Consider the following 14,963-nt stretch of genomic DNA (forward strand, 5'->3'; position numbering starts at 1 on the left):
TTGCTCTCCATTATTTTTTGTCTGGGTCGCTTACTGGCCCAGGTTTTCGGAGACAGGCGCACCAGCCGCGCCACCGTGTACTTGGTCATCCACTTCGGGCATGCCGTCGGCGAGATCCTCGCCGGCACCTTCCGCCATGCGGAAAGCGCGATCTGTGAGCGTGCGCACCGGCGCAGCATCCCAGCTACCTGCATCTTTGTAGGATGCGATCAGTGCGGGTAACTCTCGCACCACGTCCTGTAGCAAAGCCTGCACGGCGCCGGATGCTTCCAGGTCACCATCCAGAACCCTGTCCAACAGGTCCTGCATCGCCCAGCCAAGCTCACCAAGGATATTGGCGCCAACAGCGCGGCCATTACCCTTGAAGGTGTGGAAGTGGCGACGAATGTCACGCAGCAGCTGGTTGTTTTCAATATCCTCGAGCCAGGCCGGAGTCAGGCGGCTGATTTCGTCGACGATCTCTTCTGACTCTTCGAAGAACACCTCGCGAAACTCTGCCGGTACCTCGGCATCCTCGACATAGTGCTTAGGCTCGGTCCAGCTTGCTGTCGACACCTCGGCGCCGGCAGACAGGCCGCTGGCGTATTCATCCAGCTCGGCTGCGCGTTGCTCGGCAATGGCGAGCATGTGCGAGGTGTCATCCAGCGGGTCGATCACAGAACGCTGCAGGTGCAGCTCCAACTGCGCGAAGGCCTCGGCGAAGCAGCGGAACGCATCATCCTCGCGTACCTCACCCGCTTTGCTGGCGGCGGACAGCCAGCGCTGGCAATGCTCGATAATCTGCGCTTCACGTTCCATTCCGGCAAAGCCCAGCGCGCCGGATATTTCCGCGAGCAGCTCCAGGGACATATCGATCGCCTTGCGATCAGCGATGGTCTCCTGCTCGTTCAGGAAAACTTTGGCGAGATCGAAGAGGTGATCCAGGTCAGGCTTGCCCGCATCAGCATCGCGTACGGCGCTGCGCAGGTCTTCATGGCCCTGGTCGGTTTTATTCAGGTAGCGATTCAGCGCCACCGTCAGGCGCAGTGTGCTCTGCTCATCATTGGGCTTGCGGGCCAATGCGCTGGCAAGTTCCTTGCGGCGCAGGATCTGGTGCATGTAGTTCTCAACCAGGCCCATGTGACTGAAGGTGGCGTTGACCACGCTTTCACGCAATTCAAAGTCGCGACTGGAAAAAGAACTGGACAAGCCATGCTCGAGTTTGTGCTCGATATCCAGCTTAACGTCGACAATGCCGCGAATGATTTCGTTAATCATCTGGTTCAACTGCATCGGCGACTCGTTGTACACACCGCGGTAAAGCTTCTCCAGCCGGCTGGCTACCGATTGCAGCGAATCCGCGTGCGCCATCTGGCCAGCGGCTTCCAGGCGGTAGCCGGTGGCCTCGATGCCATCCAGCGCCTGCGCGGCCATAGCCACGTCACCGGTGCGTGCCGCTGCTGCCAGGTCCTGCGAATTAAGGTAATCCACCACGCCATTGAGTTGATCCAGAGCCGAGCTCAGGGCAGTGACCAGGGCATCCACGTGGATCAGGCCGCGATTAGCCTCTTCCAGCGTGCTGTCATCGACCGCAAACACCTCGCGTATTTTCGAGATGTGCAGGGGCTTGGCTTTGCAACTGGCTATATAAAACAGCATCTGTTGCTGCAGGCTGTCGTAGTCAACCGATTCATCGACACGCGCACCATTCTCTCGCGCGTACTTGATCATGAAGGCGCCCGACTTGAATATCTGCGCGATACACTCGTCAGGCACAATCAGGCCACCCGCCATACCTTCGCAGATACCGACCATGGTGAACCAGAAGCGCTCGGGCTGTGTGCCAGAGAACATGGTCTGCATCCGGCGCGAGATACGGGCCACTGTTTTCATGCTCTCGACCATGTTCTTGCGGCGCAGGCCCATCTTGGCCATTTCCAGGTACAACGCCAGCATCACATTCGCGCGATTGCGTACTTCCTCGTCATCCGCAGGCGCGGCACCGGCCGTTATGCCCTGACCCTCCGGGATATCCATGTGGAAGAAGAACGCACGCGGACGCGGCCTCTCACCTATCCAGCGACGCAGGTCATTCACATGCTGCTCAAGGCCCTGTCCGGTATCTGCGCGCGCATTCTGCGCATGCGCCAGGTAAGCCGGGAGCACCTTCAGTGCCTGCATCAGGCCACCCATGGTCAATTTGCGGCGTTCGCCAACCACCTTGTCCTTGTACAGGTAGTTGAGGCTGCGCTCCATTTCCAGGGTGAGCATCTCACCCTTGCGCATACCCAGGGCCCTGAGGGTCGAGGTGATCTGGTGTACGGCCCACATGCATTGCAGGAGCGGGCGCTTCTGGTTGGGATCATTACTGTATTCCACCAGTGATGCCTCGGCATTTTCGGCCTGCCGGTTCATCAGTCCCACTACCCATTTCAGGGCGACGATGTCAGTTTTACTGGCCACTACTAAACCTCCGGTTCTAGTATGCACAGGGACGGGGCATGGACCCGATCAATCCCCAGCTCTTATAGAGAAGCTCGTGCTTTCTCGGCGCTTTCAAGCGCACTCATTTCTTCTTCGCGATAGACCTGGGTCGCAGCGCGTATGCTCTCCAGTTCGTTCACATCCCCTTCAGACTCGACCGCTGCCTGGTACGCACTGTTACCATCGATGCGGAACTGGCCAAGATTCTGTGCCGCTTCACGCATTGAACGCTGCAGCGAATTGACGCCTTTTTGCGCTGTTTCGTTGAGCTCGCTGATTTCCAGGTTACGCTCACGGATCTCTGCCATGGAACTGCTCATATGCAGCGCGTTCACCGCAGACTGTCCGGCGGCATCATCCACGTTGCGGATAATCTCGCTGATGGCGTCCGAGCCGGCGTTGATTTCCTCAAGGGAGGTATCGAGACGGTCGATATACTCGAGAATGGTGACAACCGTACCCACCGTGTTTTCCATACTCGCGAGGTTATCGGCAGACATGTTCTGCAGCATGCGCACCTCGGAAATAATCTTGCGACCCTCTTCCTCGGCTTCGCGCAGCAGGTCTGCAATAGACTCGGCAATGCCCAGGAAAGGACGGCCATATTCGCCTGCCTTCTCCGCCTCGATACGGGTATTGATCGCAACAACCGATATCTTGGTGTTCAGGGCCTGGATATATTCCGCGGCGGCGGTAACGGACTGAATCAGTTCACCCTGGCGCTTGGCAGACTTGGACGTCTCCTGCACTGACTCCCGCACGTCCGCTGAGGCCTTGGACATGTCCTGCGTGAGTTCATAGCCGCGTGCAACGGTCTTACAGTTGCGCTCCGAAGTCTCGGATGCTTCCGCTGTCGACTGCTTGATCTCTTCACTGGTGCGCACCATCTCAGTGGCAGTTTCCGTGGACTCCACAACTGAACGGGTCAGCTCACGCCCCTTCTCGACCTGTGCCTGCGCGCTGGCGCCAATACTGTCAATCGCATCCACGGCGGCCTCGAAAGGCATGCGGATGTCGCGGATCAGCGCGCACTGGTTTTGCACAGCCTTGTTCAGGCCCTGGGCAATACCACTGGTGACCGAGTTTTGTTCTGTCGCAGTCACCGTGAGGTCACCCTTGGAGACCTGCTCGAGTACGGTATTCACTTCAGCGACGCCACGCGCGGTATAAACTTCGCGACGACGCTGGCCAACCAACAGTACGATCAGCAGACCAAGTGCCAGCAGCCCCGGCGCTACGAACAGTACCAGCAGGTTACCGGCGCCGTAGAGCCGGCCAACTGCCAGGTTGGACACTGCCGGCTGCAGTGCCGCAATTGCATCGTTGAGTGCGATACTGTTTTCGGCAATGGCTTGCCGTGCCAGTGCTGCCTGGCGCAGCTCAGTAGACGCGCCGGTAATGCGGTCGACCGAAGTGGATACGCCAGAGAACATACGGAATGCGTTGCTCAGTGCCTCGATGGCAGAGGTGTTGGTCACCTTGTTGATACCAATCAGTTCGTCGCCCCGGGTCAGGCCCTCGATGATGCGGAAGAAATCTGCCGCATCGGAGCTGAACTCGTCGGCTGCCACCTGGCTGTTGCTGCCACCTTCAAGCGTACGATCCACGTTCCTGAGCATGCGTTCAAGCAACCAGGGCGCTTTTTGCGCGGCTATCAGTGTCTCGGTGGACACATTCTGTCGCTGCAATACCGTCACCACCGAGGTCAGTTCCCGCTGCATGGGTTTGACATTTTTCTCCAGCTCTGTGGCCACACCCTGGACAAACACGACCCTGGGGGAAGCATCCACCAGCGTCTGGGAAGCCCGCTTGATGGGCTGCCAGCTGAGATCCACCATGCTGATTTCGTCGTTCAGCTCAGGCGCATCAAACACGGCCAATTGCGTTTCAAACTGGGCCACTCGCTCAGACAGCCGTGCAAATGCCTGCTCCTGACCGGACCGCGTATCCTGTGCGCTGATTGCAACCTGCCGGGCCAACGTGGCCAGCTCATCGGCCGCCGCGGTATATTGCCCTTCTTTACCCGACTCCTTCTGGATGACGAAGAAGCTGTAGGCTACCCCACACAGGCAGGCCACTATGCCGACCCCCATCAACAGGGTGCGCATTTTACCGGCGCTTAATCTGTCGCTCTTAATCATTGCTTTGTTCCTCGCGTGAATAAGGGTCATTAGCTGCGGCGTTTGACAGGTCTTCGTCCGCAATCAGTTTGTCAATATCAAGTACCGCCAGGAATCGATCCTGGTCGGCAAATCCGCCGAGCGTGTACTCGGCAAAATCGGGATCCACCGGGATAGCCATGTCGCGTTGCTCAACCGGGAACTTCATGTCGCGCTCGAGCCCACTCAGGGTGATACCAAAGTAGAATCCGGGGCGGCGCAGCACCATGCAGTAATCCCGGGCTCGCCCGGAGTAGGGGCGCTGTCGAAAAAAGACGTCGCCACTGATAATCGGAATCAGGCCGCCCATGTGCGAGCCGACACCCAGTACCCAGGGCTTGGTGCCCGGAATCGCCATAACGTTGGGTGTTTCAATAATCTCTTCGAGCTCGCCCTCGCCGATCAGCAGCGGCACGCCGGCGATGCTCAGGCAGGTGCCAAACCACTGCATGCTGTCGAGCAGTTTCACCGGCGCTTCCACCGCCTCGTTGCGATAGCGAAGCTCGAGCTGGTCAAGAGCCTGTAGGGCGAGGTTAGCCATCGAATCAGGCAGCCCGACGCTGCTTGGTGTGATTGAAAATCAACTGGCGCAGGACGCTCTCGGGCGGAATCTTGGTCACGTGGGCAGTGGCACCGCGGGCCTGCCCTTTGGCGATATCAAAGATGCCGTCCGAAGACGAAAGCATCACCACCGGGGTATCACGCGTATCTTCAGCATTACGGATCAGGGTGCAGGTCTGGTAGCCGTCGAGTTCCGGCATGGTGATATCCAGGAATATCAGGTCGGGCTTGAAGCGGCGGAGCATGCCCAGCGCCTTGTAGCCATCCTCGGCACATTCGACTTCGCAGCCCATGCCTTTGAGCGTGTGCGACATCATCATCCTGATGGTCTTGGCGTCGTCAACGATGGCTATCTTTACGCCGCTGATGTCCATCTCTTCGAGTTGTTCGTTCATTTTGCCCTCACTTCGAGTCAGTATTGTGAGTCAGGTCACATGGGTTATTGCCAGCACAGTATTTCGATGACTGGGTAGCCTCAGCAACCAAAAACTGGAGTTTTCTCCAGAAAGCGCCGGCTTTTCGTGACGTACGCCACAAAAAGGCGCCCGGAACGCGCAACTTGTGAATAATTCAGGTGTTTTCGCCGGTTGGCGGGGGCCAGGAAAAGCGGCAAAAAGCCGCTCAATCGCTGGGGAACATGTAGTTCCTGAAGGGTTCCAGATGGCCCGGCTGGAAGTCCTGGGCCTCGTAGATATTGAATTTGTGCATCAGGCCTAGGCAGCGCTGGAAGGCCTTGTCTGCATCGTAGCTCGAAGGGGGGATACCGTACTCTTCTGTTACCTGGGCAAAGATCAGCGAGGCAATTTCACGCCTGGCCTGGTCCTTGCGATACATGGCGTGGTTGACCGGCGAAGACACGACAGGCGACCCATAAATCAGGAACGCCTCCCAGCGCTCCACGTCCTGGCCTTCATCCAGCTGCGCAACCAGGAAGCGCACCATATTGCGCAGGTCCTCCCGTGGCGGCAGCACATCTTTCTGCAGCCATTTGCGAATATCGGCCTCGCGCCAACCGCTGTTGATCGCCAACACTCCCAGAACGCGCCCCTCAAATTGCGAGGGTGCCACGCCGGCCAGGTCCCAGAGCATGTTGAGGCGCGCCGAGAAACCGAGGCTGGGCGGCAGTTTGTCTTCCGCCAGCGCAGCATATTCCTGCGCGCAATCCTCGAGATTCTTGCTGTTCCTGTCTTCAGCCATGGTCACTGTGACTCCCGGGTCCCGGCTGCACGCGAAGGGCAGCATTCGCGCATAGTGTGGACACGCGCTAGCTTTCCTGCAACTGTTGCTTGAGGCGTTTCTGGAATGTCGGTGTAGACACCCCCATAACCCTGGCCTTTTCTGCCATGGTCAGGCCCGAACACTGCTGCGCGATCAGTGTCATCAGCATGGATTCGGCGATCTGCTGCGGCGGGCTTTCGCCAGGCGCCAGTTCCATAACCCATTGGCTGACCAGTTCGCGAGCCGACTGCCACAGCAGGCTGGTTTCGCGCTCTGCATCGCGCTCCCTGATCTTGGGCAGCCAGCGACCGATGTTGCGTGTGCGCGTCTGCAGGAATTCCGCCGCCCCGCGCGCATCGCCGCCACTGCGCTCGAGCGCGGCTTCAATAATTTCATCATCCAGCCAGCTACCGATTGGTCGCAATGCCTCGGTTTCCAGCATTGCCGCCAGAGCCTGGCCGAGCGCCAGTCGCAGCGCTTCCTCGGCTGATGGCAGGTATTCAGTTTCGACCTCGGTGGTCTCACTGCGCGCTTCCAGGAAGGAACGGTCGGTGCGCGCCAGCGCCTGCCCGTCAGCGGAAATACCGACGAACAGGCCGAGATCCACCGGTGTCACCCAGTCTTTATCCGTGCGTGCCAGCGCCTCCTGGATCACGGTGCGCATCTCGCTGATATTGCCGGGCCACTTGTGCTTGAGCAGCGCCTGCTCCGCGTCCGGCGTGAAGCCCAGCACGCGCCGGTCCGACTGCGCGCTTTCCTGCTCGAGAATTTTGTGCGCCCAGCGCAATACTGCGCGTGGCCGCTCCCGCAGGGGAGGCACCGGAATCGGATATCCGGCGAATACGCTCGCCAAACGCGCATCCAGATCGCCCTTAGCGGCCAGTCGCTGCGGGCTCTCCGGCAACAACGCCACATAACGATTCGGCGCCAGGTAGCGGCTTTCACCCTCTTCCGTGGCGGTGCGTGAAGCCAACTGCCGGGCGAGCCTGGCCTGGATTTCAGGGTGCAGGAGCTGCGGTGATTTAAACACCAGCGTGCGTCCGCTACCGCGATGCAGCTCCTTGCTGATTCGCGACCACGCCTCGCGCCGATTGCGGAAACTGCGGCAATCGAGGCGCACCATGTCATCGGGCGCACCACCGGCCTCCGAATGGATCACCTGCGCCACGTACATCTTCCCGGTGCCGCGCTCCCCCACTACCGCAACCGGCAGATCAACCCGCGACAGGAACACGGCCTGGTCGATCGCTCCTTCCATGTTATCCAGCACGTAGCCTTCAATGCCTTTCTCCATTTCGCGCGCCACGGGCATCACCGGGCCTGGCTCGGCCAGCGGGCCACCGCTGTGCCGGGTGGCGGCGATTTTTTCGCCCAATTGCTGCAGGGCACTGGTCCCGGGCCGAAACCCGGGGCCTGTGTTCTGGCTGTCCTGCAAAACCAGGCAGCCCTGTAACCGGCCCCTGCTGCGCAGTGGCAAGGCCACGCAATTTTCGCCCAGGGGCCGTTCACGCCCGTCCAGTGCGGACGTCTGCAGTGCCCGCAGGGCTGCCTTGAGGTCTTTTGGCAAACGTCTCTCCGCCAGCACACTGGTGCCGCCGTCGTCGACCGCAACCGCACACAGTAAATCGAGGCTATCGCCACTGCCCACGCGCAGTAAGGCCGCCAGCGCCAGGCCGCCCTGGGACAGGGTCAACTCCAGCGCACGCTCGCTGTACTCTTCCAGCCGGCGGATACTGTCCTGCAGGGTGAGCAGTTCGGTAAGGTAGCGGCGCGCGCCCGCATCGACTTCGGCATCGCGAAATACGCCGGTTGCAGTCAGTGCGCGCGCAGCCTGGCCCAGGGGATCCCAGGGGCTGGAAAAACGTATGCGTTCATCACCTCCCGCCTGGGCCTGCAGCAACGCGGTGTTGGCGCCAACCAGGGCAGTGAGGGCGGGCTGCTCACGCAGGCGCTGTGACAACCCGATACAGGCCCGGGCGCATTGCGCGCCGCCCTCCAGTCCGGCAAGCCCCTGGTGCAGGTGTGACAGCAGTGCCCTGCACACGTCCAGCGCGGCCTCGGGCTCAAGCCCGCGCAGGATTACCGTCAGTGTCGCGCCTTCCGGCAGCCCCAGCCAGTCGCCCTCCCGGAGCAACTGTTCCAGGCCACAGCGCAACTCCATCATCAGGCCTTCCATCTCCGGCATGCCCCAGGTAGGGCTGAACTCCAGACGGTCGACACCGAGCACCGCGACCACGTCGTCATAGCCAATATGCTCATCCACCGACAAACCCCATGGCAACGATAGCGGTCGCAGAAACAGGAGCCCGGCAGGAACACCGCCCCACTGTTGCGGCACCATCATGCCACCCATCAGGTAATCCCCGTCGGCACCGGCCCCAACCACGAGTGGCGGCAGAAAAGCCGCCACCCCGGCGGCAAGCGCGCGGTCTACTACCGCGGTACTGTCCCCGGCCACTGCCAGCGCATCACGCCAGTCGCGCCCCTCCAGACCCTCCGGCGTGACAAAGGGCAGCTCGCCATAGCTGCACAATACCGTGCCGCTATCGCGGGAGATAACCAGGAGGCAGCTGCCAATGCTGCGGTAGTGTTGTTCCAGAGTATTCACTGCGCCAGTATAGGTTAAGTATCGCAATGGTGTTACACGGTTAGCCGCCATGCGTCGCAACGCCGGCGGTGCTATGCTCGTGTCCTCAAGGCTAAAGCATGACCTGCTGCAATTGGAGGTAATTTTGAACAAAAAGGCAGTTTACTGGACGCTGTTTGTGCTGGTCGTCACGGCAATGGCTCTGATCCAGTTTATCCCCTCAGCGCCGGTGCACATACCCGCGCAGTTGCCGCCGGAACAGCGGGCGGCAAATCGCCTGCTGGCATTCGAGGGTATCCATAACTTTCGCGATCTCGGCGGCTATCGCACGGCCGATGGCAAACAGGTGAAATGGGGCAGTCTCTATCGCTCCGCCAATCTCAGCGAGGCCAGTCGCGCCGACCTGCAGGTACTTGCGGACATGGACCTGCATGCGCTGGTTGACCTGCGCTCGCAGGCGGAACGCACAGAGGAACCTGACAGGCTGCCGCAGCCGACAGGCTTCAAGGTCGTGGAGATACCGGTACTGGACGGCGGCGCCGAGGGCCTTGCGGACGAAATCACCGCGCGCATAGAAGATGGAACCATCGAAGCTTTCGACGCCGAGGGGTTTATGCTGGCAGCTAACCGGCAGTTTGCTGATGAATTCACCCCCCAGTTTACCGAGTTCATGCAGATCGTGGTGCAGGCGCGAGGGGAACCCGTCTTATGGCATTGCACAGCCGGCAAGGATCGCGCCGGCTTCGCGGCGGCCATTCTGCTGCGTGTCCTTGGCGTACCACAGGAGTTGGTGCTGCAGGACTACGTTTTAAGCAGGGACTACAGCCTGCAATCACACCGGCGTGAACTGATGCTGCTGAAGTTGTTCAAGGGCGATGCAGTCGCCGAAAAGGTTTCCACGCTGCTGGGCGTCGAAGAGGCCTGGCTGCAGGCCGCTTTCGATGAAATCGACGCACGCTGGGGTGACTTTGACAGCTACGTCTCTGCGGGCCTGCAATTGAGCACAGCGGACGTGGCCACCCTGAGAGCGCACTTACTGGAATAAGCCATGAATCTCGAACTGATCGCACAAGCGGTGGGTATCGGCCTGCTGGTCATGTATGCCGCTGCAGTGATCAGCGCGCTCGAGGCCATACTGAAGGCCCGGACTCCCCAGGGTGCGATTGCATGGACTATATCACTGCTGACCTTCCCGCTGGTCGCACTGCCGATGTACCTGATTTTCGGGCGCAACCGCTTCGACGGTTATCTGGAAAAGCGCAACGAGATAGAGCGTGAATCACTGCGCCTGATCCAGCGCACCAGCGACAATATCGAGGAACACCTGGTACCAGTCAATGCGGACAGTCCCATGTATGCCAGCTTGTTCAACCTCGCGCGTATGCCCGCCACGAGGGGCAATCGCCTGCAGTTGCTGATAGATGGCGAGGCTACCTTCGATGACATTGCTCGCGGAATGCGGGCAGCGCAGCGCTACATACTGTTTCAGTTCTATATCATCCGCGACGACCAGCTTGGCAGGCGACTGGGCCGCGTCCTGGCCGACAAGGCGCGCGACGGCATCAAGGTATACCTGCTTTACGACGAGATCGGCAGTCGCCAGTTCGAAAAATCGCGGTTGTTGAAACAGCTGCGCACTGCCGGCGTCGAGGTTGCACCGTTTAATACCCGGCAGGGACGGCGCAATCGTTTCCAGCTGAATTTCAGAAACCACCGCAAGGTTGTCGTCGTGGACGGCAAGCAGGCCTGGATCGGCGGCCACAACGTGGGGGATGAATACCTCGGTATGAACAAGCGCATCGGGCACTGGCGCGACACCCACGCGCGCGTGGAAGGGCCAGCGGTACTCGGGGCGGAGCTCGCCTTCGCCACAGACTGGCTGTGGGCGACACGCAGCCACATGCAGGTGGACTGGAACTTCAGTCGCGGCGCTCCGGGGGACAGCACCGTTCTGGTGTTCCCCTCGGACCCCGCCAGCGAGTACGAGGAAGCCGGACTGATGTTTCACCAGAGCATTGTCGCCGCGACCGAGCGTATCTGGATTGCCAGCCCCTATTTCGTGCCGGACCGCGGCATCATGTCGGCACTGCAACTGGCTGCCCTGCGCGGCGTGGACGTGCGGATCATGATTCCCGATGAACCGGATGGCCCGGTGGTGGCACTGGCCAACTGGGCCTTTACCCGGGAGCTACTGGCGTGTGGCGGCAAGGTTTACCGTTACCAGGGGGGGTTCATGCACCAGAAAGTGTTATTGATGGATGACCAGCTCGCCGGCGTGGGCACCGCCAATTTCGACAACCGGTCCTTCCGTCTCAATTTTGAAATCACGCTGCTGGTGAATGACCCGACATTCGCGGCTCAGGTAGAAACCATGCTGGAGCAGGATCTCCAACGCAGCCGCCAGGTAGGGCTGGAAGAATTCGACAGCAAACCGGTCTGGTTTCCATTGGGAATGGCCATCGCACGCCTGTTTGCACCGGTGCTCTGATTCCTCTACCCGGTCACCCCGACCACAAAGATAACCAACAGCGCCGGTGGCACCACAAACCGGATAAGGAAATACCAGAGACTGTGGCCTGCCGCGCCCAGCGTAGGCAGTTCGTCACGCGATGATTCACGGCTCATCATCCAGCCGGCAAATACCGCGATAAACAAACCACCGAGCGGCAACAGTATCTGGTTGGAGAAGTAATCCATGATGTCGTTGAAATTGCGCCCACCCATACCGAGATCGCCGATAACGTTGTAAGACATCAGGCTGATAATACTGAGCACGCCGACAGAACCGACTACGAGCAGTGCGCTCTTGTGACGGGCGATGCCAAAACGTTCCTCCACCCAGGCGTTCACCGACTCCACCAGGCCTACCATTGAAGTAATCCCGGCAACGGAGAGCATGACAAAGAAGAGCACACTGAACACCCAACCACCGGGCATCTGCGCGAAGGCCACGGGCAGCGTCTGGAAAATCAGGCCGGCGCCGGCCGCCGGGTCCAGGCCGTAGTTGAATACGGCCGGAAAAATCACCAACCCGGCCAGCAGTGCCACTGCGGTGTCAGCGACAACGATGATCAATACCGATTGTGAAATGGAGATGCTGCGGGGCAGGTAAGAGCCGTAGGTCATCATCCCGCCCATCGCCACACCGATGGAAAAGAAAGCCTGGCCGATCGCGGCGAGCACTGTGGTCGGGCCTATCTTGCTGAAGTCCGGCGTAAACAGCCAGGCGATCGCCTCACTGAAGCCACCGGCAAAAACGTTGTAGGTCGCCAGGCCAATCAACAGCAGGAACATCGCCGGCATCATCACCCGCACTGCGCGCTCGATGCCGTCCTTGACGCCGGAGTAAATGATCAACCCGGTAATGGCCAGGCCCACCAGCGTCCAGAACAACATGCCAAGGTTATCCTGCAACACGCCGCCAAACGCGACCTCGGCCGCCTGCGCGTCAACACCGACAAACCCGGTTGTAATGGCTTTGTAGAGGTACCAGAGCACCCAGCCTACCACCCCGGCATAAACGACCTCGATAGTGTACGCGGCAAGCAGGCCCATGCCGCCGACGATCTTCCAGCCCTCGGAGCGCTGGTTTTCACGCGCGACCGCGGCCATGGCGTTAGGCGGGCTGCCCTGCCCCCGGCGTCCGATCATCAACTCTGCCATGAGGATCGGCACACCGATGAAAAACGCGCAGGCCAGGTAGATGATGACAAAGGCCGCACCGCCGTTTTCCCCGGCCACGTAGGGAAAACGCCAGATATTACCCAGACCAACGGCGAAGCCGACCGAGGCCATCAAAAATGCAAAGCGGGAGGACCAGTGCTCAGCGCCCGGTGCAGCCATGGCGATTCTCTCCTGTTGTGATTGTTATGGGGCGGAGTCTACAGGGGACGGGTGGCCTGTTCCAGCCAGTGGCGGTCCGCCTCGGGGAGCAACGGCCCGATTTCCTCCAGCACCCGCTGGTGATAGCCGTTGAGCCACGCGGTCTCCGCATCAGTGAGCAGCGAGGTATCCAGCAAGCGCCGGTCGAAAGGCACCAGCGTCAGCGCTTCGAACTCATACACCGGCACGTCGCCCTCAACCGCAGACTCCCGCACTACCACCAGGTTTTCACAACGAATACCGTAACAGTCATCTTTGTAATAGCCCGGCTCATTGCTCACGATCATTCCCGGCTGCAAGGCCCAGGCGTTACCAGCCTTGGCGATACGTTGCGGACCTTCGTGCACGCTGAGAAAAGCGCCGACACCGTGACCCGTGCCATGGTCGTAGTCGTAGCCCTGCTGCCACAGGAACTGCCTCGCGAGCGCATCCAGTTGCGTTCCCGTGGTGCCCTCGGGAAAACGGGCCTGATCCAGTGCGATGTGCCCTTTCAGCACCAGGGTAAACATGCGCCTGACTTCCTCTCCCGGGTCGCCGATCGCCACGGTGCGGGTAATATCGGTGGTGCCGTCGAGATACTGGCCACCGCTGTCGACCAGGTACACCGAGCCCAGCGTCAGTTGGCCGGGCTGCGGCACATTGCGGTGGTTGTAGTGACACATCGCCGCGTTGCCGCCGGCAGCGGAGATGGTGTCAAAAGAGGGGCCCTGGTAGTGTTCGCCGCCTTCGCGGAAGCGCGCCAATTGATCCGACAACGCCGCTTCATCGTGCAGCCGACCTGCGTCGACCTCTGCGTCCAGCCAGGCGAGGAAGCGAATTTCCGCCGCCGCGTCGCGGCGATGCGCCTGACGCGCACCCTCGACCTCGGTCGCATTCTTGCACGCCTTGGGCAGCAACACGGGGTCCGTACCCGCCACCAGGGTGGCGCCACCGGCCTGCAGGGTCAGTTGCGTCCAGGCGTTCGCAGCTTCTGCATCCGCCAGCACGCGTTTGCCTGAATAACTCCTGAGCGTGTCCTCAGCCGCGCTTTCCGGCAGCAAGCGAACACCCTCACCGACGTGCCGGTCAAATCCCGGGGGGATACGACCGGGATCAACAAACACGGTCACATCGCCATTGCATTCCAGCAGGGCAAAGCTCTGCAGGATCGGCAGACAGGGAATATCGGTGCCGCGCACATCCAGCAGCCAACTCACGGAATCCGGTGCAAAAACCAGGGCCGCGTCAGCACCCTGCTCGCTGATACTCGCAGCAATTTGCGCGCGCTTCGCCGCGGAATTGCTGCCACTGAAGGCTTCACCAAGCAGCAGGGCTGGCTGCACCAGGGGTTCGGGACGGTCATGCCAGCACCTGTCTACCAGGTTGTCGGTGTCGGGCACCAGCGACAGTCCTGCGGATTCCAGCGTGCTTCCGGTCTCCCTGAACCAACTGAGGCTGTGCATGCGCGGATCACAGACCACCCTGTCACCATCCTGCAACTGCTGTGTCAGCCAGCGGGCGTAGGGTTCCTGAATCAGGTGGTGGTATTCGAACAGTTCCGCAGAGACCTCGTTACGCACCTGCACGGTGTAGCGACCATCGACGAAGATGGCGGCGCGATCCGGCAGCACGACAACGGCACCGGCGGAGCCGGTGAAACCCGAGATCCAGCGCAAGCGTTCGTTGTGGGCAGGGATATACTCCCCCAGGTATTCATCGGCACGCGGCACGATGAGGGCGGCATAGCCTGCGTCGGCCATCAGCGCACGCACAGCCGCAAGACGCTCGGCAATAGTGTTCATATGGGCGTATCCAAAAGCGAAGAAGCGCCAGATTCTACCCGAAATTGCCGGTTCCGGCAGCGTGTCGAGTGGTGTTCACTCCTCGTAGAGATCGAAGTCGGCTTTGGAAATACCGCAGTCCGGGCATTCCCAATCCTCCGGGATATCCTCCCAGCGTGTCCCGGGAGCGATGCCATCTTCAGGCAGTCCCTCGGCTTCGTCATAGATAAAGCCACAGATGACACATTCATACTTCTTAAAATCGCCGTCACTCATTCAATGCCTCTCCATGTAAAAAAAACCGGTTTACCGGCCATGCCATACCGCTCGCGC

General features: G+C 60.3%; 11 protein-coding genes. 2 read left to right on the top strand and 9 right to left on the bottom strand.

The window, feature by feature from the left end; all coding sequences use genetic code 11:
- Positions 1-30 precede the first annotated feature (30 nt).
- From F0M18_RS03120 to F0M18_RS03145, 6 genes are all read right to left on the bottom strand, one after another.
- A complete protein-coding gene (locus tag F0M18_RS03120; protein ID WP_149609907.1) occupies positions 31-2,442 on the bottom strand; it encodes an Hpt domain-containing protein in 2,412 nt (803 codons plus the stop codon).
- 62 nt (positions 2,443-2,504) lie between these two features.
- Positions 2,505-4,604: a methyl-accepting chemotaxis protein gene (locus tag F0M18_RS03125; RefSeq protein ID WP_188109565.1), complete on the bottom strand. Its 2,100-nt coding sequence runs from the start codon at positions 4,602-4,604 to the stop codon at positions 2,505-2,507.
- Positions 4,597-5,163 (bottom strand): chemotaxis protein CheW, encoded by a 567-nt coding sequence (locus tag F0M18_RS03130; protein WP_149609909.1) that lies wholly within the window; start codon positions 5,161-5,163, stop codon positions 4,597-4,599. Before F0M18_RS03130 ends, F0M18_RS03125 begins: the two co-directional genes overlap by 8 nt.
- 4 nt (positions 5,164-5,167) lie before the next feature.
- Positions 5,168-5,578 carry a response regulator gene (locus F0M18_RS03135; RefSeq protein ID WP_076000463.1) on the bottom strand — a complete coding sequence of 137 codons (411 nt, stop codon included), beginning with the start codon at positions 5,576-5,578 and terminating at the stop codon, positions 5,168-5,170.
- A gap of 226 nt (positions 5,579-5,804) precedes the next feature.
- On the bottom strand, positions 5,805-6,380 hold the full coding sequence (locus F0M18_RS03140) for a hypothetical protein (RefSeq protein ID WP_149609910.1): 576 nt from the start codon (positions 6,378-6,380) through the stop codon (positions 5,805-5,807).
- A 67-nt stretch (positions 6,381-6,447) separates the two neighbouring features.
- Positions 6,448-9,009 (bottom strand): sigma 54-interacting transcriptional regulator, encoded by a 2,562-nt coding sequence (locus F0M18_RS03145; RefSeq protein ID WP_188109566.1) that lies wholly within the window; start codon positions 9,007-9,009, stop codon positions 6,448-6,450.
- Between the two features lie 124 nt (positions 9,010-9,133).
- On the opposite strand from F0M18_RS03145, the gene F0M18_RS03150 reads away from it, so the two are divergent.
- Together F0M18_RS03150 and cls are read left to right on the top strand one after the other, a co-directional pair.
- Entirely contained in the window at positions 9,134-10,033 is a 900-nt protein-coding gene (locus F0M18_RS03150) for a tyrosine-protein phosphatase (RefSeq protein ID WP_188109567.1), read from the top strand.
- Between the two features lie 3 nt (positions 10,034-10,036).
- Positions 10,037-11,476: a cardiolipin synthase gene (cls, locus tag F0M18_RS03155; RefSeq protein ID WP_149609913.1), complete on the top strand. Its 1,440-nt coding sequence runs from the start codon at positions 10,037-10,039 to the stop codon at positions 11,474-11,476.
- Positions 11,477-11,481: 5 nt separating this feature from the next.
- On the opposite strand, the gene F0M18_RS03160 is transcribed toward cls, so the two are convergent.
- The 3 genes from F0M18_RS03160 to F0M18_RS03170 all read right to left on the bottom strand — a co-directional run bounded on the left by F0M18_RS03160 (position 11,482) and on the right by F0M18_RS03170 (position 14,906).
- On the bottom strand, positions 11,482-12,831 hold the full coding sequence (locus tag F0M18_RS03160; RefSeq protein WP_149609914.1) for a sodium-dependent transporter: 1,350 nt from the start codon (positions 12,829-12,831) through the stop codon (positions 11,482-11,484).
- Between the two features lie 38 nt (positions 12,832-12,869).
- Positions 12,870-14,651, bottom strand: coding sequence for an aminopeptidase P family protein (locus F0M18_RS03165; protein ID WP_149609915.1), 1,782 nt, complete (start codon positions 14,649-14,651; stop codon positions 12,870-12,872).
- A 75-nt stretch (positions 14,652-14,726) separates the two neighbouring features.
- On the bottom strand, positions 14,727-14,906 hold the full coding sequence (locus F0M18_RS03170; RefSeq protein WP_149609916.1) for a rubredoxin: 180 nt from the start codon (positions 14,904-14,906) through the stop codon (positions 14,727-14,729).
- Between the last annotated feature and the right edge of the window lie 57 nt (positions 14,907-14,963).

Origin of the sequence: Pseudohalioglobus sediminis (assembly GCF_008370495.1) — a bacterium.
In the GTDB taxonomy this organism is placed as follows: domain Bacteria; phylum Pseudomonadota; class Gammaproteobacteria; order Pseudomonadales; family Halieaceae; genus Halioglobus.